General features: G+C 35.6%; 17 protein-coding genes. 10 read left to right on the forward strand and 7 right to left on the reverse strand.

Annotated elements, in window-relative coordinates; all coding sequences use genetic code 11:
• Window position 1 precedes the first annotated feature (1 nt).
• The 7 genes from ACJDUG_RS09915 to ACJDUG_RS09945 all read left to right on the forward strand — a co-directional run bounded on the left by ACJDUG_RS09915 (window position 2) and on the right by ACJDUG_RS09945 (window position 7,979).
• Window positions 2–2,161 (forward strand): hydantoinase/oxoprolinase family protein, encoded by a 2,160-nt coding sequence (locus tag ACJDUG_RS09915; RefSeq protein WP_406769738.1) that lies wholly within the window; start codon window positions 2–4, stop codon window positions 2,159–2,161.
• Between the two features lie 28 nt (window positions 2,162–2,189).
• Window positions 2,190–2,870, forward strand: a complete 681-nt coding sequence (locus tag ACJDUG_RS09920) for a hypothetical protein (protein WP_406769739.1) — start codon at window positions 2,190–2,192, stop codon at window positions 2,868–2,870.
• 4 nt (window positions 2,871–2,874) lie between these two features.
• Window positions 2,875–4,248: an FAD-dependent oxidoreductase gene (locus ACJDUG_RS09925; RefSeq protein WP_406769740.1), complete on the forward strand. Its 1,374-nt coding sequence runs from the start codon at window positions 2,875–2,877 to the stop codon at window positions 4,246–4,248.
• Window positions 4,249–4,311: 63 nt separating this feature from the next.
• Window positions 4,312–5,385, forward strand: a complete 1,074-nt coding sequence (locus ACJDUG_RS09930) for an alcohol dehydrogenase catalytic domain-containing protein (protein WP_406769741.1) — start codon at window positions 4,312–4,314, stop codon at window positions 5,383–5,385.
• A gap of 20 nt (window positions 5,386–5,405) precedes the next feature.
• Window positions 5,406–6,941 (forward strand): FGGY-family carbohydrate kinase, encoded by a 1,536-nt coding sequence (locus tag ACJDUG_RS09935; RefSeq protein WP_406769742.1) that lies wholly within the window; start codon window positions 5,406–5,408, stop codon window positions 6,939–6,941.
• A 219-nt stretch (window positions 6,942–7,160) separates the two neighbouring features.
• Complete coding sequence (locus ACJDUG_RS09940) at window positions 7,161–7,640, forward strand: NUDIX domain-containing protein (protein ID WP_406769743.1); 480 nt, start codon at window positions 7,161–7,163, stop codon at window positions 7,638–7,640.
• Window positions 7,641–7,670: 30 nt separating this feature from the next.
• Entirely contained in the window at window positions 7,671–7,979 is a 309-nt protein-coding gene (locus ACJDUG_RS09945) for a putative signal transducing protein (protein WP_406769744.1), read from the forward strand.
• Window positions 7,980–8,151: 172 nt separating this feature from the next.
• Here the strand turns inward: ACJDUG_RS09945 and glpK are convergent, their stop codons facing one another.
• From glpK to ACJDUG_RS09970, 5 genes are all read right to left on the reverse strand, one after another.
• Window positions 8,152–9,642, reverse strand: coding sequence for a glycerol kinase GlpK (gene glpK / locus ACJDUG_RS09950; RefSeq protein ID WP_406769745.1), 1,491 nt, complete (start codon window positions 9,640–9,642; stop codon window positions 8,152–8,154).
• 47 nt (window positions 9,643–9,689) lie between these two features.
• The gene (locus tag ACJDUG_RS09955; RefSeq protein WP_406769746.1) at window positions 9,690–10,253 is read right to left on the reverse strand and encodes a glycerol-3-phosphate responsive antiterminator; all 564 of its coding nucleotides are present in this window, start codon (window positions 10,251–10,253) and stop codon (window positions 9,690–9,692) included.
• 73 nt (window positions 10,254–10,326) lie between these two features.
• Complete coding sequence (locus tag ACJDUG_RS09960; protein ID WP_406769747.1) at window positions 10,327–10,689, reverse strand: DUF1667 domain-containing protein; 363 nt, start codon at window positions 10,687–10,689, stop codon at window positions 10,327–10,329.
• Window positions 10,690–10,785: 96 nt separating this feature from the next.
• On the reverse strand, window positions 10,786–12,051 hold the full coding sequence (locus ACJDUG_RS09965; protein ID WP_406769748.1) for an NAD(P)/FAD-dependent oxidoreductase: 1,266 nt from the start codon (window positions 12,049–12,051) through the stop codon (window positions 10,786–10,788).
• Between the two features lie 21 nt (window positions 12,052–12,072).
• Window positions 12,073–13,509: an NAD(P)/FAD-dependent oxidoreductase gene (locus tag ACJDUG_RS09970; protein WP_406769749.1), complete on the reverse strand. Its 1,437-nt coding sequence runs from the start codon at window positions 13,507–13,509 to the stop codon at window positions 12,073–12,075.
• A gap of 791 nt (window positions 13,510–14,300) precedes the next feature.
• On the opposite strand from ACJDUG_RS09970, the gene ACJDUG_RS09975 reads away from it, so the two are divergent.
• The 3 genes from ACJDUG_RS09975 to ACJDUG_RS09985 are packed head-to-tail and all read left to right on the forward strand — an operon-like array spanning window position 14,301 to window position 18,094.
• Window positions 14,301–15,386, forward strand: coding sequence for an ABC transporter ATP-binding protein (locus tag ACJDUG_RS09975; RefSeq protein WP_406769750.1), 1,086 nt, complete (start codon window positions 14,301–14,303; stop codon window positions 15,384–15,386).
• Entirely contained in the window at window positions 15,383–16,258 is an 876-nt protein-coding gene (locus tag ACJDUG_RS09980) for an ABC transporter permease (RefSeq protein ID WP_406769751.1), read from the forward strand. Before ACJDUG_RS09975 ends, ACJDUG_RS09980 begins: the two co-directional genes overlap by 4 nt.
• Window positions 16,259–18,094: an extracellular solute-binding protein gene (locus ACJDUG_RS09985; protein WP_406769752.1), complete on the forward strand. Its 1,836-nt coding sequence runs from the start codon at window positions 16,259–16,261 to the stop codon at window positions 18,092–18,094. It begins immediately after the preceding gene.
• A 43-nt stretch (window positions 18,095–18,137) separates the two neighbouring features.
• On the opposite strand, the gene ACJDUG_RS09990 is transcribed toward ACJDUG_RS09985, so the two are convergent.
• The gene (locus ACJDUG_RS09990) at window positions 18,138–18,755 is read right to left on the reverse strand and encodes an HAD family hydrolase (RefSeq protein WP_406769753.1); all 618 of its coding nucleotides are present in this window, start codon (window positions 18,753–18,755) and stop codon (window positions 18,138–18,140) included.
• Between the two features lie 242 nt (window positions 18,756–18,997).
• Window positions 18,998–19,177 carry a RidA family protein gene (locus tag ACJDUG_RS09995; RefSeq protein WP_406769754.1) on the reverse strand — a complete coding sequence of 60 codons (180 nt, stop codon included), beginning with the start codon at window positions 19,175–19,177 and terminating at the stop codon, window positions 18,998–19,000.
• Window positions 19,178–19,347: the final 170 nt, after the last annotated feature.

Consider the following 19,347-nt stretch of genomic DNA (forward strand, 5'->3'; position numbering starts at 1 on the left):
AATGAAAGCAAGGATAGGAATAGACGTAGGAGGAACCTTTACAGACGCAGTAGCTATAAACCATGAAACTTATGAATTGATTGGATCTGTGAAAATGCCAACAACTCACACAGCTAAAGAAGGAGTAGCAGCAGGAATAATAGCTGTCCTTAATAAGATAATGGAAGAATACAATATCAGAGCAGAAGATGTTGTATTCATTGCTCACGGAACTACACAAGCAACTAATGCATTACTTGAGGGAGATGTTGCTAAGGTTGGAATTATAACTTTAGGTAGTGGTGTACAGGGAATGAAGGCAAAAAGTGATACAAATATGGGAAATATTGAACTTGCCTCAAACAAATATCTTCACACTGTAAACAGCTATGTAAATACCTCAGAAATGGGTAAACTCAATGAAAATATAAGCAATGCATTACTTGAGCTAAAGGACCAAGGTGCAGTTTCAATGGTTGCTACAGAAGCTTTTAGTGTGGATAACCCTGAAAATGAAAATATGGTGCTTGATAAGTGTAGAAATATGGGCATTCCTGCAACTGCAGGAAGCGATGTTTCTAAGCTATATGGACTTAAGGTAAGAACTCGTACAGCTGTAATAAATGGAAGCATATTACCAAAAATGCTGGATGCTGCTAATATGACTGAAGAAAGTATTAAAAATGCAAAAATTGAAGCACCATTAATGGTAATGCGCTGTGATGGCGGTGTTATGACAGTTGAGGAAGTTAGAAGTAGACCTATACTTACAATTCTATCAGGACCTGCTGCAGGTGTTGCAGGTGCTTTGATGTATGAAAAACTAACTGATGGTATTTTCTTCGAAGTTGGTGGTACAAGTACAGATATATCCTGTGTAAAGGATGGTAATGTAACTATAAAATACGCAGAGGTAGGCGGCCATAAAACCTATTTAAATTCCTTGGATGTCCGTACAGTAGGTGTTGGCGGTGGAAGTATGGTGCAAATAAGTAACGGAAAGGCAATTGATGTTGGTCCAAGAAGTGCTCATATTGCTGGTATGGGCTATGAAACATATGCCACTGAGTCTGAAATTGTTGATCCTGTATTAAAAACAATAAGCCCCTTAGAAAATGATCCAGAGTATGGCTATGTAGAATGCTCAAATGGCAAGAAGTTTGCACTTACTCTTTCTGGTGCTGCTAATATTTGCGGCTATGTAAATAAAAAGGACTATGCATATGGTAATGCAGCTGCAGCTAAAAAGGCCTGGGAACCATTAGCTAAAAACATGGGACTTTCTGTGGAAGAAGCAGCTAAAAAGGTACTTGGTTTTTCTGCTGCAAAAAATGGTAAGGTTGTAAACAGCATGATTCAAGATTATGGCCTAGACAAGAATTCTATAACATTCATAGGCGGCGGCGGTGGTGCTGGAACAGTAGTGCCACATATTGCTGAAACCTTTGGATGCAAGTTCAAGCTGGCTAAGAATGCTGAAGTTATCTCACCTATAGGCGTAGCGTTAGCTATGGTAAGGGACATGGTAGAAAGAACTATTTCTAATCCAACAGAGCAGGATATACTTTCTATCCGTAGAGAAGCTATGCGTATGGCTGTACAATCAGGCGCCATTCCAGATACTATTGAAGTTAAAATAGAAATTGATGCTCAACGTCATAAGGTAAGAGCCATTGCTATAGGAACCACGGAGCTTAGAACAAAAGATATGAATGGCAAGCGTAAAACTGATAAGGAACTTATGGACATTGTAGCTGACAACCTAAAGGTTCCAGCAGAAAAGGTTGGGATAGTAGCTGATAATGGAAGTCTCTGTGCTATTACAAGTGAAATTATAAAGAAACAATTAATATTCTTTAAAAAGAAGGTTAATGCAGTAAGGCTTATTGATAGGGACGGAATAATAAGATTACAAAAGAAGAATGCTTCTGTACGAACCTGCGGACCAAATACATGGAAAAATGCTATTGATCAATTGCTTGAAGAATATACAAATTACAGTGATGGGGGAGCGGAAATCCCAAATATCTACATAGCTTATGGAAGCAGGATAATAGACCTTTCTGGAATGCAAGGTGCGGGTCAGATAAAGTCAGTATGTGAGGCGGAGCTTTCTGGCATACAAGAGATTGAAAAACTAATAATGATATGTACACTTACTACAGAAAACGAAAGAGGTTAATATTTAGGGCAAGATTGGAGGTATAGGCATGAGAGCTTTCCCATTTCCAGATAAGATAATGTCAAGAGAAGAATTACTAAGAGATCTTTTATATGAGAAAATTCCAAAGGGTGATCTTGAAAGCATTTCCGACAGAGCCTGGGAAACAGGCGCAGCTGCAGCTAAAGCAATTATTAAAGAGCATGGCTTTGAAATATCAATAATAGAAATTGCAAAAATAAGTGGACTTACAATTGAACGCAGTGAAAAGGATCATGTAGCAGGGAATGTGAGGTATTTCAGCGAGTATTATTCTGGACGTAACGCAATAATACTTTATACAGAATCTGTAAGTAAATGGGCAAAGATTAATAGGCTGTCAATGGATGAGGCTGAGGAATTAATATTGTCTCATGAATACTTTCACTTTCTTGAGTGCACAAAACTAGGTTTAACCTCCAAGCAATACATGGTTCCAAACATAAAAATAGGGAAAATTGTACTTGGGAAATCAGGTATTCGAGCTCTTTCAGAAATAGGAGCCCATGGCTTTTCCAGAACCTTTTATGAGTTAAGAGGACAAGCTGTTAATGAGAAAATATCAAATAAACAGAATTTATTGTGTAATGAAGCAGTTAATCCTTTGCAGTTTGATGGTGAAAAAACAGCAGAAAAGATTTTTAGCTATAGCTTTAAAAATATATTTAGTAGTAAGGATAAGAGGAGATAAGAGCATGAAAAAAGAAATCATTAAAACAGATGTTGCAGTTTTTGGCGGGGGACCTGGTGGAATTTCTGCAGCTGTAGCAGCTGCTAGGCAAGGAGCAAAAACTTTAATTGTTGAGAGACTAGGATTCTTAGGCGGTGGTATGACTACAGGACTTCCACTTCTAGCCTTCTTGGATGTAAAAGGAAGAACAGTAACTGGAGGAATTGCCCAGGAAATCGTTGATAGATTAACAGAAATGGGAGGCAGCTATGGACACAGAATATGTCCTTTTCATAACTCTACAACAATTATCAACCCATTATATGCAAGAATAGTAAGCTTCCAAATGATTAAAGAAAATAATATTGAGCCATTGCTGCACTCTGAGGTAATCGGTGCTGGTGTTGAAAATGGAAAGCTGGTATCTGTTACAGTTATGTGCAAGGGTACAGAGATTGAAATACAGGCTAAAGTATTCATAGATGCAACAGGTGATGGTGATGTAGCTTACTTAGCTGGAGCAAGATATGAAAAAGGACAGGAAGGTACTGGTTTAATGCAGCCACCAACCTTAATGTTTGATATTGGTGGAGTTAAATTAGAGGAATTCTTCGACTATTTAGAGCAGCATCCTGAAGAATTACCATATGGTTCTGGACTAAATCACATACGTCCAGGTTACAATGCAGACTTTTTCCGTGAAAGCCCAAATCATGTATTTTTCGGATTAAATGCACTTATTTCAAAACTTAGAGCTGAAGGTAAATGTCCTATAGATAGGGATACTGTAATTTATATTAATCAGCCTATAACAGACCATGTTGCTATCAACACAATTAGAATTTTGAACTTTGATGGTACTAATGCAAGTGATTTAAGTCGAGGTGAGATGGAAGGACATCTGCAAATTCTACCGCTAATAAAGATGCTTCAGGAAAATGTACCTGGCTTTGAAGACTGTTACTTGTCTTCCATAAATCCAACTATTGGAGTACGTGAGACAAGAAGGGTTATAGGTAAGAAAATGCTGCATAAAGAGGAAGTTATAAATGGTGATGTTCCAGCTGATACTATAGGACTTGGTTCATACATTATTGATATTCATAATGGTGAAGGTAATGGTACTTATATAAAAACGCTTGAGGAACCATATGGTATTCCTTATGGATGTACTCTTGCAGAAGATATTGATGGATTAATGCTAAGCGGCAGGTGCATAAGTGTAGATGCTGTAGTATTTGGTTCTTCAAGAGTTATGCCAACTTGTATGGCAGTTGGAGAAGGCGCTGGTGTTGGTGCAGCACTTGCTGTAAAGCATAATATAAGTCCATCTGAGGTTAATACAGATGAAATAAGAAACATACTTATAGAGCAAGGGGCAATACTTTCCATTAATTAATAATAGAATTTTATATTTACTATAAAAAATTTTAAAAATTAAAAATAGAATGGAGGAATTTATATGTCAATGCCAAAAACAATGAAAGCTCTTGTAGCTTATAGCTCAAATGATTATAGGTTTGAAGGAGAATATCCAGCCCCTATTTGCGGGCCAGATGATATTATTATAAAAACAGAAGGCTGCGGAATATGTGCAGGTGACCTTAAATGCCAGCATGGAGCTGCAATGTTCTGGGGAGATGAGACACAGCCATCTTGGGTACAAGCACCATTTATTCCCGGACATGAATTTGTAGGAATTGTTGCTGCTATAGGAGAGAATGTTAAAGGCTACGAAATGGGAGACAGGGTTACTGCTGATCAGATAGTACCTTGCGGGGAATGCCGTTTCTGCAAAGATGGCCATTATTGGATGTGCCAGCCTCATGAGATTTTTGGATTTTTCGGAAAACTTAATGGAGGTATGGCTGAATATGTAAAACTTCCAAAGAATGCTGTAATACATAAGGTACCTAAGGATATGAAACTTGAAGATGCACTTCTTATTGAACCTTATGCTTGCTCAAAACACTGCGTTGACAGGGCACAGATAGGCTGTGAGGATATAGTAGTACTTTCAGGCGCAGGTACTCTTGGCCTTGGTATGGTAACTTATGCAAAACTTAGAAACCCTAAAAAGCTAATAGTACTTGATATGATGGATGAACGTTTAGAAAAGGCAAAAGAACTTGGTGCAGATTTGGTTTGGAATCCATCCAAGGTAAATGTTGTAGAGGAGATTATGAAGTTAACAGATGGTTATGGCTGTGATATTTATATAGAAGCAACAGGTCATCCATCCTCAGTAACACAAGGAATGCAGATGATTCGTAAGCTAGGAAGATTTGTAGAATTTTCCGTATTTGGAGCCCCAACTACCTTAGACTGGTCAATTATAGGCGACCGAAAGGAGCTTGATGTACTTGGATCACATTTAAGCCCTTACTGTTTCCCATTTGTAATAGAAAATATTGCAAAGGGTACTTTAAAAACTAATGGGGTTGTATCTAAGACATTTGCACTTGAAGATTGGAAAACAGCATTTGAATATGCCACTGGTAAGGATGGAGATTTCAAGGTTGCTATAAAATTCTAAGCATAAAAGGAGGGGTAAGTATGACAAGCTATCTTATTGGAACTGACATAGGCACCTCAGGAACCAAGACCATAATAATGGATACTGAAGGAAAACTTATTGCATCAGATCTTCAAGAATATGACGTATTGACACCAAAAGCTTTATGGGCAGAACAGTGGCCAGAGGTATGGGTAGACGCTGTTAAGTTATCCATAAAAAATGCAGTTAAGAAGTCAGGCTGTGAGCCTCAAAATATTAATGGCATATGCATAAGTGGATTATATGGAGGCTCTGGAATTCCTGTAGATGAAAATATAAAGCCTGTACGCCCTTGTATTATATGGATGGACAGAAGAGCAGCAGAACAGGAAAAATGGGTAATTGAGAACATAGGCAAAGAAAAAATGTATGAGATTACACATAATGGGACAGACCCATATTACGGTTATACAAAGATACTGTGGATTAAGGATAATGAACCTGAAAATTGGGTAAAGACAAAGTTGTTTTTACCTCCAAACTCCTTTGCAATATATGAACTTACTGGGGAAATTGCCGTTGATTATTCCTCTGCAGGAAACATCGGCGGATTATTCGATGAAGAAAACCGAACATGGTCCAAAGAAATGCTGGACGCAATGGAAATACCGATGAGTATGATGCCTAAGCGTATAGTTGAATCAAGTGATATTGTTGGAAGGCTTACAAAAGAAGCAGCAAAGGAGCTTGGATTAAATGAAGGCACTCCTGTTTGTGCTGGTGGAGTAGACTGCGTAGTGGCTACTTTTGGTCTTGGAATATTTGAGCCAGGTCAGTATGCAGCTGTTATTGGTACGTCTATGTGTGCTGCTCTTGTTCACGATAAGCCAATAAGTGCAAAAGGACTTATAGAAATGCCCTATGTTAAGGATGCTAAGAAGCTCTCTTATTCCTTTGGGGGTGCAGCAACTGCCGGTGCCTTAATTAAATGGTTCCGGGACAATTTTGCTATGGAGGAAAAACTAGTTGAGACGAATGGTGGCGAGAATGCCTATATAGCGCTAGATAGGGAAGCTGAAGGTATAGCTCCTGGAAGCGAAGGGCTTATAGTACTTCCATACTTCATGGGAGAGAGAAGCCCGGTGTGGGATACTAATGCAAGGGGCACTATTCTGGGCTTAAGCCTTTCTCATACAAAAGCTCATATATATAGAGCATTTCTTGAAGCGGTAGCATTTTCACTACGACACTCAATGGAAAGCACCAATACTGATTTAGGAGATTATATACTAGTTGCAGGTGGTGTTGCAAAATCAAAGCTTTGGAGACAAATTATTGCTGATGTTACAGGATATGCAGTAGTTTGCCCGCTTAATGATGTTGAGGCCAATTTAGGAGACGTTATACTGGCAGGAATAGGAACGGGATGCCTTACCTATGATGATGTTGAAAAATGGCAGCTATTTGATGAAAAGGTAATACCAAATCCTGATACTCATGAATTGTACAATAAGTATTATAAACTATATGGTTTAGTATACAAACATCTCAGTGATGACATGAAAGAATTAAACAATATCGCTAAAAGGCAATAACATTTAAATGAAAAAATGGTGGGCTAATAATTAGTCTACCATTTTTTATTAAGGAAAATAAAAATATCAAGGAGACATCCCAGTGTACATTTATATATATAACATAGTAAACAGTGATATAATTAAATAAAGAATTAATCTTAATAATAATTCTCCGGGGTGAAATTAATAAAGAATATTATGTTTACATAAAAATGTAAAGAAACGAGGAGCTTAAAGATGAGTATAAGAAGTACCGCAAAAGCAATTATTATTAATAAAGGAAAAGTGCTATTAAATAAATGTTTTGATGAATATAATGGGGAATATTACTCATTACCTGGTGGTGGACAGCACACCTATGAAACATTGCAGGAGGCTATAATTAGGGAATGTCTTGAAGAAACTGGTTACAGCGTTATTCCAAAAATATTTGCAGCACTCTGTGAAGAAATATGTGAAAATCCAAAAACAAAGGAATTATATCCAGAATATATTCATAAGATGTATCATATTTTTATATGTGAATTAAGAAATGAAACAGCAAAAAAACCAATTGAAATTGATGATATGCAAGTTAGTAGTGAATGGATTAACATAGAAGATTTAGATAAAATTCGGCTCTTGCCTAAGGTGTTGAATGAAAATATTGGCAAGATTATTAGTGATCAGATACCTATGTTTATAGGCTCTGAGCATATTAAATATAATCATGGCTAAATAAATTAAATAAAGAGGGAGGTATTTAAAATGTTTTGTCCAAAATGTAGGAGTGAGTATAGTGAGGGATTTACTACCTGCGCTGATTGTGGCGCTGAATTAGTAGAAGAACTATCAAAGGAAGCAGAATTTGAATATGTAGAATTTACTACAATTGCAGAAACAAGGAATTTGGGTTTAATAGCTTTAGCAAAATCAATTTTAGATTCTGAAGGGATAAAATATTATATAAATGATGTTCCAACATTAATTGCAGCAGGAACTATATTCGCACAGATTCAAGTGCCGATATCAGATGCCGAAAATGCAAAAGAATTATTAAAAGATATAGGACTATGATAATATCTTAATGTACCATGACCTTTTTAAATAATCTCGTAGTTATTTTATTGTTTTAATTATACTCTGAACGGAAAATTTGAAAAGGCAATAGTACGCTTTGATATCTTTTATGAAGATATATGAAAATAATATAAGGGGAGTATATCAATTTGATATGCTCCCTTTTATATTATTTAATCCAACCTTGAGATCTTTTTACAGCTTCATGCCAGCCGGACAATAAATCTTCTCTTTTTGAAGCCTCCATTGTTGGTATGAAAACCTTTGAGACTGCCCAGTTTGCACTTACTTCCTCTTTGTTTTTCCAATAGCCAACTGCCAGCCCTGCAAGGTAAGCTGCGCCTAAAGCTGTGGTTTCAATAACTTCTGGCCTGTCAACCTGGACTCCAAGAACATCAGATTGGAATTGCATCAAGAAGTTGTTGGCACAGGCTCCTCCATCAACCTTTAGTGACTTAAGAGTTATTCCGGAATCTTCCTGCATTGCATCCAAAACATCTGATGTTTGATATGCCAGGGATTCTAAGGTAGCTCTTATAAAGTGCTCCTTTTTAGAACCTCTTGAAAGCCCTACTATAGTCCCTCTTGCATATGGATCCCAATAGGGTGCACCAAGTCCTACAAAGGCAGGAACTACATAAACACCATTTGTATCTTCAACTGCTGCAGCATAGTCTTCAGAATCTGCAGCAGTTTTAAGTATTCTAAGTTCATCTCTTAACCATTGAATAGCTGCTCCGGCAACAAATACGCTTCCTTCAAGAGCATATTCTACCTTACCATCAATACCCCATGCTATTGTTGTTAATAGTCCATTTTTAGATTCTATTGCCTTTTCGCCGGTATTCATTAACATAAAGCAACCTGTACCGTAAGTATTCTTAGCTGTTCCTGGCTCAAAACAAGTTTGACCAAATAAAGCTGCCTGTTGGTCTCCTGCAGCACCGCCAATGGGAATTTCTCCACCTAGAAGGTGGTTGTCAGTATATCCGTATACGCAGCTTGAAGGCTTAGGCTCTGGAAGCATTGATTTTGGAATATTTAGTTCAGCTAGAATTTCATCATCCCACTTCAGATCATGGATGTTAAACAGCATAGTTCTTGAAGCATTGGAGTAATCGGTTACATGAACTCTACCGTTAGTGAGCTTCCAAATTAGCCAAGTATCAATATTTCCCAATAATAGATTACCTTTTTCAGCTTCTTCTCTTGCGCCTTGAACATTATTTAAAAGCCACTCAACCTTTGTAGCAGAGAAATATGCATCTAATATTAAACCGGTTTTTTCTCTAACAATCTTGTCAAAGCCCCTTGACTTTAATTCGTCGCATCTCTCAGCTGTTCTTCTGCACTGCCAAACAATAGCATTATGTATTGGAAAGCCAGTTCTCTTGTCCCAAACTACAGTGGTTTCTCTCTGATTAGTAATACCAATGGTTGCAATATCCTTTGCTGTTGTATTGATTTTAGCCATTGCTTCGCTGGCAACACCAATTTGAGTTGACCAAATTTCCATTGCATCATGTTCTACCCAGCCAGACTTAGGAAAGATCTGAGTAAATTCCTTTTGAGCCACACTTTCAATTAAGCCCTTTTCATTAAACAGTATACATCTTGAGCTTGTTGTACCTTGATCCAGTGCCATGACATACTTTGCCATTTGCGTCCTCCTCTAAATAAGTAATAAGCCATATGGATGCTACTAAATTATTTTATATCCCACAAGCTAATAGCAGTAGTTGATATGGCTACAGCGCCAGCAGATAGAGAGTCCATAATATCTTTCTTAGTTTGTATTAAGCCGCCTGCAATTATAGGAAGGTGAACTTCCTTTTCCATGGCTTTAATAATTTTGCTTGCAATACCAGGCATAACTTCAACTGCATCAGGTATTACGTTATGAACATTTTTTATTCCTGTATCTAAAGATAGGGAATCAATTGCAAAGACTCTAATTATAGTAGAAAGTCCTAATTGCTTACCATATTTTATATTGCTGGGGCGAGTGCTTATAATTCCATAAGGATCTGAATAATGTTTAATGAATTCAATGCCCTTAGAATCGCCCTTAAGACCATCTATCATATCCACATGAACAAATACAAGCTTTCCTCTTTCCTTTAATTTTTCGCAGATACCCTTAATGTTTAAGATGTTCCCGTAAAGAACAAATACTATATGGACAGAACTATTAAGGGCACTTTCAAGCTGCTCATCATTTTTAATAGCTGCTACCACAGGATTATTTCTTAACAATTCTTCTAACTTCATTTAATGACCTCCAGTATTTTACTAAATATTGGTCAGGCTTTGTTATGCTATTAATTAACTTTACTTTAATATTTTATACCTTCACATTTTTTGTAGCAACAATATTTACACCAGTGTTTAGTATATTTGGAACAATAACATCACCAATATTTATTGGAGCCTTAACTTTAATATCCTTTAAAGCCTTTATGCAGTCAAATATTTTATCCTTTGGAATATCATTTTCTGTTTTTACAGATACAACAGAATCTTGGCCATTTTCTACTAAAACAGTAGTAGTTACAATTCTGCTTGGGTTCATGCATTCCTTTATACCATACTCATGACCTATATTACAGCTATTTCCGGAGACTTTTACAACTTGCCCATTATCCACTTCAACTTCTAAGCTGCAGCCTAAGGGGCATCCAATACAGGTTAATTCTTTCTTTCCCATAAAACTTTCTCCTTTCGTCGAAAAACTGGGCAGTTTAAGAGTGCTCATTCCCATTAGCATACTGCCCGTTAAAGTCCATTTAGGACTCTAACCTACTTAATTTTCCTCAACCTTAAAGGTAATTTTACTTAAATACTTATGTTTATCTAACAACTCCTTAGCAAGCCTGACACTTTCCATTTCTCCTGGAGTAAGTATTTTCTTTTTAATATGTATTACCCGGGTATTACCGAAATAAACAGATATATAGCTGTTTTTGTAAACATCGCCTACTCTGAATCTAATATCAATATTCTTATTTATATTTTCAAAATTAATGTTTTGAGGTACGGTATATCTGACGCCTTGAATTGCCTCAATATTAACTGAAGAAGCTCTATTTAAGCAGCCATTTTTCTTTACAAAAAGTGCTGCATTTTTACCTGCATTGTAGCTTTCTGTAGTAACAAAATCCACTAGGTCATGTACATGAAGCACGTTTCCGCAGGCAAATACACCTTCAATACTGGTTTCCATAATTTCATTAACTATTGGACCACTGGTAATAGGAGATAGCTCTATATCTGCGTTTCTGGAAAGCTCATTTTCTGGAACCAATCCAACAGATAAGAGGAGAGTGTCACAGCTAATAAACTGTTCAGTTCCTTTAATTGGTCTTCTATTTTGATCTACTTCTGCAATGGTTACACCTTCAACTCTTTCTTTACCTTTAATATTTATTATTGTGTGGGAAAGCATAAGGGGAATGTTGTAATCATCAAGACACTGCACTATGTTTCTCTTAAGTCCGCCAGAATAGGGCATAAGCTCAACAACAGCCTTTACTTTAGCACCTTCAAGGGTCATTCTTCGTGCCATAATAAGACCTATATCTCCTGAGCCTAATATTACAACTTCATTCCCAGGCATAAAACCTTCACAGTTTACAAACTTTTGAGCAGCACCAGCAGTATAAATACCAGCACATCTGCCTCCAGGAATATTAATGGCTCCTCTAGGCCTTTCTCTGCAGCCCATAGCTAAAATTATAGCCTTTGCTCTAATTTCAAGTATTCCATCCTCTTCATTAACTGCTGTAATTATCTTATCTTTATTCAAATCCAGCACTGTAGTATTTAATTTATAAGGTATATTTAATTCAAAAACCTTATCGATGAATCTTTGTGCATATTCTGGACCTGTAAGCTCTTCCTTAAAGGTATGTAGTCCAAAACCATTATGTATGCATTGATTTAATATTCCTCCAAGCTGATTTTCTCTTTCTAGAATTAATATATTATCAATTCCATCTTCTTTAGCCTTTATAGCTGCAGCAAGCCCTGCAGGGCCACCGCCAATTATTACTATATCTAATTCCATCATCTTAAAGCCTCCACTACATTTTTATATATTATCTTTGTTTCTGCCAGTAAGGAGCACAGAGTTTCCGCCAAACTTAGTAATTTCAGTTTTAGGTACCTTAAGCTCCCTGCATAATATATCTACAATTCTTGTAGTGCAAAAGCCTGACTGACATCTGCCCATGCCAGCTCTTGTTCTTTTTTTCACTCCATCTAGGGTGGTTGCACCTAAGGGGCTTCTTATGGCATCTAATATTTCACCCTCAGTAACAACCTCACATCTGCAAACTATTTTGCCGTATTCAGGTATTCTTGCTATAAGCTCTTTTCTTTTTTCATTTGATAATTCTCTAAACTTTACTGGCTTTTCTCTAACTGCTATAAAATTCTCTTTTTCTGATGCAGGTAATAAATTTAAAACTATATTTCTTACCATTTCTGCAATAGCAGGTGCACTAGAAAGACCAGGGGATTCTATACTTGCCGCATTAATAAAGCCTTTTACATCAGAAGCCTCACCTATTATGAAATCATCAGCCTCAGTTCTAGCTCGAAGGCCTGTAAATGATGTAATAATTAAATTCATCGGTATATTTCTTATAGATTTTTTTGCCTTTTCAAGAATATCCTCTAAGCCTTCTTTAGTAGTGGCTAAATCAAGCTTATCGAGAGTATCTACAGCATTAGGACCTATAAGTAAATTGCCGTCTACTGTAGGAGTGACTAAAACTCCTTTACCAAGTGCAGAAGGAAGCTGAAATATTGTTTTAGAAACTAAGCTTCCAGCTGCCTTATCAAACAAGCAGTATTCACCTTTTCTAGGAATAATTTTTATTTTATTATTGCTTACCATATTATTAATATCATCAGAAAACAATCCAGCTGCATTTATAATTAATTTGCTTTCAATAACGCCATTATTAGTATTAATTGCAAAGGGATTTTCATTTTTTTTAATATCCATAACCTTTGTACCAAGCCTAAATTCAACGCCATTTAAATATGCATTTTCAGCAAGGGCAATGGTAAATTCATATGGACAAACTATTCCGCCAGTTGGCGCATATAATGCTGCCACTACTTCCTTGGATACATTAGGTTCAATTTCGTGAATCTCTGCAGCATCTAATATTTGTAAATCTGGGACTCCATTTTTTTTACCCTGCTCTTTAAGCTCAATAAGCTTGTGATAATCATTTTTATCAAAGCAAAGCACAAGTGATCCATTTCTTTTAAAGGGGAAATTAAGCTCCTTAGAAAGCTTATCAAACATTGAATTTCCCTTAGCATTTAACTTACCCTTTAAAATGTTAGGTATAGCATCGAAACCAGCATGAATAATAGCACTGTTAGCCTTAGTTGTACCGGAGGCTATATCTACTTCTTTTTCAAGAACACAAACAGTAAGCTTGTATTTTGAAAGCTCTCTAGCAATAGAACAACCTACAACTCCTGCTCCAATAATAGTTACATCAAACATTCCAAAACCCCCTCGTATTCCTTTCAAGCACACAACAATTATTAATCGTTGTGCCTCCCATATTCCTCATATTGTATGCAAGGGTATTATTCCTTGACTCTCTGTATTCATTATTCTGCCCTAAAAGATTAGTCTATTCCTACCCATAATGTGAATAATTTCAACAAGATGACCTTAAGGAGGGAATAAAAAAACAAAAAAAGCCCCAACTTAAAGTACAACTTTAAATTTGGCTCTCTTAATCTCAGCCTTATATATTAACTTAGCTCATGGGCTTATTCTAGCACATGTGAGTATTTACTTCAATAGAAAAGTAAAGTAATGCTACCTGCTCAGGAATAGTAGGGGGTGTAACAGGGTTTGCAATATGGGACACGGTGACGTTTCTCGTGGCAAAAGAGCATGTACATGGAATGGCACTTGGCAATAAGTAATACAAACTTATATGCATGCCGTTATTATTAAATAAGTAAATAACTCGTATGGGTGCCATCTCGTATGTTTAAATATTCACAATTTTATATATTTAAACGTTTACATGAGATAAGCTAGAAACGCGCTGTATTCAAGTGAATTTCAATAATTTTTTAGAAATTTCGAAAAAATTATTGAATAATTATGCAGAATGTGATATATTTTTTTTCAGTCGAAAAATGAATGTAACTATTACATATATATATGTAATAGTTACAATGTCGTTTTAAAACAACCTGTATCAACTTATAAAATGCCATGACAGGGGGCCTAGTATACTCTGTGGACTATACATAATCAGAAGGAGTTGTTAAAGTGTGACAGGAGAAGCTATTATTCGATTAGTCAATACTGTTAAAAGTTTTGGAAATGGTGGGAACGCTGCTGTGAAAGGAATTTCATTGGATGTGATGCCTGGAGAATTTTTAACCATTCTTGGTCCAAGCGGATGTGGGAAGACCACAACCTTAAGACTGATTGCAGGATTTGAGAAGCCAACGGAAGGTAATATCTTTATTGGCAATGAGGATGTAATTTCAGAACCGCCTTATAGGAGAAACGTGAATACGGTGTTTCAGAATTATGCTCTTTTTCCGCATATGAATGTGTTTGATAATATAGCTTTTGGGCTTACAATGAAAAAATTACCTAAGAATGAGATTAAATCTAAGGTAGAAGAAATGCTAAAAATAGTTCAACTGGATGGCTATGAAAATAGAATGCCCTCACAGTTAAGCGGAGGTCAAAAACAGCGTGTAGCTATTGCCAGGGCCGTAATTAATAATCCAAAGGTGTTGCTTTTAGATGAGCCTCTTGGTGCCCTTGACCTAAAACTTAGGAAACAGATGCAGATTGAATTGAAGCATCTCCGGAAAAGGCTTGGGATAACATTTGTTTTTGTTACTCATGACCAGGAAGAAGCACTTACAATGTCCGATAGAATTGTTGTTATGAATAATGGATATATAGAACAGGTAGCAAGTCCTGAAGAAATATATGAAAGGCCAAAAACTAAATTTGTAGCAGATTTTATTGGTGAAACAAATATATTTGAAGGATATGTTACTGAAGTAGATAATGATAGAGCAATGCTTAAGATTAATGATGACCAAAAGGTAAGAATTAAAGATATAGATTTATCTATTGGAGAACTTGCATGCATTGCAGTTAGGCCTGAAAGATTAAGAATAAAAAATGTACCTGAAAATGGTGACGAATATATTAAAGCAAAATTAAAGGAAAGAATCTATGCAGGATCAGCCATGAGAACAGTAGTTACTACGGCAGACGGCAAAGATGTTGTTGTAGATGAAAAGCCTGGAGAAATATTTGACTTTGAAAGTAAAAGGCAGGAGATCTTTGTTACCTGGAGCCCTAAAAGTGCTGTGGTGATGAAGGCATGAAAAAAAAGTATGCTTTGTCGGATATAAAGCAGCTCAGTCCATTTAAACTGCTAAGCCCTGTAGTTATATGGATGCTGTTGTTTTTTATAGTTCCACTTCTCTTAGTTGTTATTGTCAGCTTTATGCAGAGGGGACAATATGGGGATATTAAATATGTACTTACTATAGGAAACTATAAAAACATGATTAATCTGTTATATTTAAATGTATTTATCAAATCCCTTGGAATAGCCATTGTTACTACATTAGTATGCCTGATCTTTGGATACCCTTTTGCATATTTTATTGCAAAAGCGCCTAGAAAATTCAGTGGAATACTATTGCTTCTTGTTATGATTCCATTTTGGACAAATTCCCTGGTTAGAACCTATGCCTGGATAATTTTATTAAGAACTGAGGGAATTATTAATACATATTTAATGGCACTTCATATTATAAAGACTCCCTTGCAGCTTTTATATAACAATACTGCTGTATTTATAGGGATGTTTTATATGATGTTTCCATTTATGGTTCTTCCAATATATACTTCAGTTGAGAAGCTGGATAAATCCTACTTAGAAGCAGCCTCAGATCTGGGAGCTAATAATGTAATTACCTTTGCAAAGATTACTTTACCCCTTACAATGTCTGGAGTAATTTCAGGATGTATGCTGGTGTTTGTTCCGACTCTAGGATACTTCTTTATTCCTGATCTCATGGGCGGAAGTAAAGTATTGTTATTAAGTAATTTAATAAAGAATCAATTCCTGGCAGCAAGGAACTGGCCTTTTGGTTCTGCTATTTCGGTAATCTTAATTGTAGTTATGCTTTTGATTATAGGCATGTACTTTAAGTTAACCAAGAAACACCAGGAAGGGCAGGTGCTTTAATTGAAAAAATCTATTGGCAGTAATGTAAGTAAGCTCTATACATTTTTGATTTATTTATTCTTATATTTACCAATTATAGTACTTGTTATATTTTCCTTTAATAATTCTAAGTTTAATGCAGTATGGACAGGCTTTACCTTAAAGTGGTACAAGAGCTTATTAACTGACTACAGCATATTAGCTGCCTTAAAGAACAGTTTAATTGTTGCCGTTGTTAGCAGCTTGGTATCAGTTATAATTGGAACTATAACAGCTGTAGGAATGTACAAATATAAATTTAAAGGTAAAGGGGTACTGGATGGACTCTTATATGTCCCAGTTGTAATTCCCGAAATTGTAATGGGAATTGCACTTTTGGCATTCTTTTCACAGGCAAAGATAAATTTAGGCTTAGGAACACTTATTATTGCACATATAACCTTTAGTATATCTTACGTTGTAATAGTTGTAAGAGCAAGGCTGGATGGTTTTGATAGGGCAGTAGAAGAAGCTGCTATGGATTTAGGAGCTGATTCTTTAACTACATTTTTTAAAATTACATTACCAATGATTATGCCAGGAGTGGTTGCAGGCGGAATGATGGCTTTCACACTTTCACTTGATGACGTTATAATTAGCTTTTTTGTGGCAGGTTCAAGAATCACAACGCTCCCGCTGCAGGTTTATTCAATGGTAAAGTTCGGAGTTACTCCAGAGATAAATGCTCTATCTACAATTTTGATGATTTTCACTTTGGCTATAGTAATTTTCTCTGATAAATTAAAATCAAAGAATATTAAAGGCAAAAAGATGACGAAAATAATGATTTCACTCCTATTATGTACAATAATAATAGGAGGCGGAATTTTTAATGCAGTTAAAAGTGCTGATAATAAGCAGCAGGTTTTAAATGTGTTTAACTGGTCAGAATATTTGCCTCAATCCGTAATAGATAAATTTGAACAGACTTATAATATAAAAGTTAACTATTGTACCTTTTCTTCTAATGAGGAAATGCTTGCAAAGCTTATGGCAGGAGGATCGAATTATGACCTGGTAGTATCCAGTGACTATATGGTTGATATTTTAAAGAAACAGAACTTAATTCAGCCTATAGATAAATCTCAGTTAACTAATTTTAAAAATATAGGCGACAACTATAAAAACTTAGAATTTGATAAGGGAAACTTATACAGCGTACCATATATGTCCGGGGACGCAGCAATAGTTTATGATGCCACAAAAGTTAAGGAGAATATCACCTCCTGTGCTGATCTATGGAACAGTAAATACAAAAATTCCATTGTGGTACTGGATGATGAGAGAGCAATTGTAGGGATGGCACTTAAAAAACTAGGCTACTCCATAAATGATACAGATCCATCGCACCTAGCTAAAGCAGAGCAGGAGCTAATTAAGCTTCAGCCCAATATTAAAGCCTACGACAGTGATAGCCCTAAGACTATGCTTATAAACGGAGAAGCATCAATAGGCTATGTATGGGGTGCAGAAGCTGCACTAGCTAAAAGGGAAAATAGAAATTTGAAAGTTGTAATTCCAAAGGAAGGGTTGTTCCTACAGCAGGACAATTTTGTATTACCTAAGAATTCTAAAAATGTGAAATCTGCTGAACTTTTTATGAATTTCATTATGGAGCCGGAAATAAGTTCAGAAATTTCAAAGGTTTTTCCATATGCAAATCCAAATACAGCGGCTTATCCATTTATTGATAAGAGCATCCTTGATGATATTGGTATTTACCCTCCTGAAGAAGATCTTAAAAAAGGAGAATACCTAAAAGATATAGGTGATAAAAGTCAGTTAATTGATAAGATATGGTCTAAAGTTAAACAATAAAAAACCTATAAAAAATAGGGCAGCTATCTAGCTGCCCTTAATTTTAAATTAATTTTAATACTTTCTTAGGATCTTCAAGAATATAATTTGCATTAATACCTTCTGATGATTTGGCACCCCATAATGCCAAGGCAAAATCTATACCTGCACCGTAAGCGCATTCCATATCGTATTTCGTATCACCAATATAGATTATCTTTGATTTATCTATACCTGCTTGTTCAATTAACTTTAAAATTGGCTCTGGATTGGGCTTATGTTTTTTAGTATCATCAGCACAAACCACTAAACCAAAGTATTGATCCAGCCCAAAATGTACAAAATCATTTTGAAATTCTTCTCTTGTTTTTGAAGTAACTATACCCATTGAAATTTCCATTTTACTTAAAGCAGCTAAAGTTTCCTCAATCTTATCAAAAACCTTCACATGCTGGAAACTATCATTTATATACTGATTCCATTTTATAATGCAAGCTGAAACATTTGATATTTTCAGTTTTTCTAAGGTCACTTCTCCAGGAATACCCAAGGCAAATCTTAATTCATCAAAGCTCATATGCTTATTAAGCTCTTCCAATACCAATTTTTGAAGTGATGAAAGAAGCGCAAATTCCGTATCTAAAAGTGTGCCATCAATATCAAAGATAATATAGTTATACATTCTAACCTCCAAGCATTAATTTAGTTCACTTATAACAATATATGTATATCATTATAAACCTAAAACGTTTATAGAAAATGAAAATTAGATAAAAAAATGGACAGCTTTATTTGGCTGTCCTTAAAATTTGCTACTATATGCATGTTTAATGTGTGGCACGAGAAATGTCCCCGTGCCACGTAGGAAGTGGAACTATCGTTGTAAGCAGTAAGAATATTTTGTAATGAAGGTCTCACTTATTACTAGCTAGTGAAACTATCATAGTAAGCATTTAGGTCGTTAATTTTCTTATCTAAAACAAAATTCATGTTGTAATAGTCAGCAATGTGCTTTAAGAAGGTTTCTTTGGATACACCTGACTTTTCCATTAAATTATCAATTTCATTTAATATTTGTTCTGAAACTCCAACTGTACCGTTCATAACAGACACTCCTTTATAAAATATGTGATATATTATATGTAAATCAAAATACAAAAGTGATACATAATTAATATCCTATACATATATAATATAACACATATAATATAATTTCAATATTAAAATGAAACTTTTAAGCAAATTTAAATAATAAAATAAAAATATATAATATA

Origin of the sequence: Candidatus Clostridium stratigraminis (assembly GCF_045310675.1) — a bacterium.
Lineage (GTDB): Bacteria > Bacillota > Clostridia > Clostridiales > Clostridiaceae > Clostridium_AT > Clostridium_AT stratigraminis.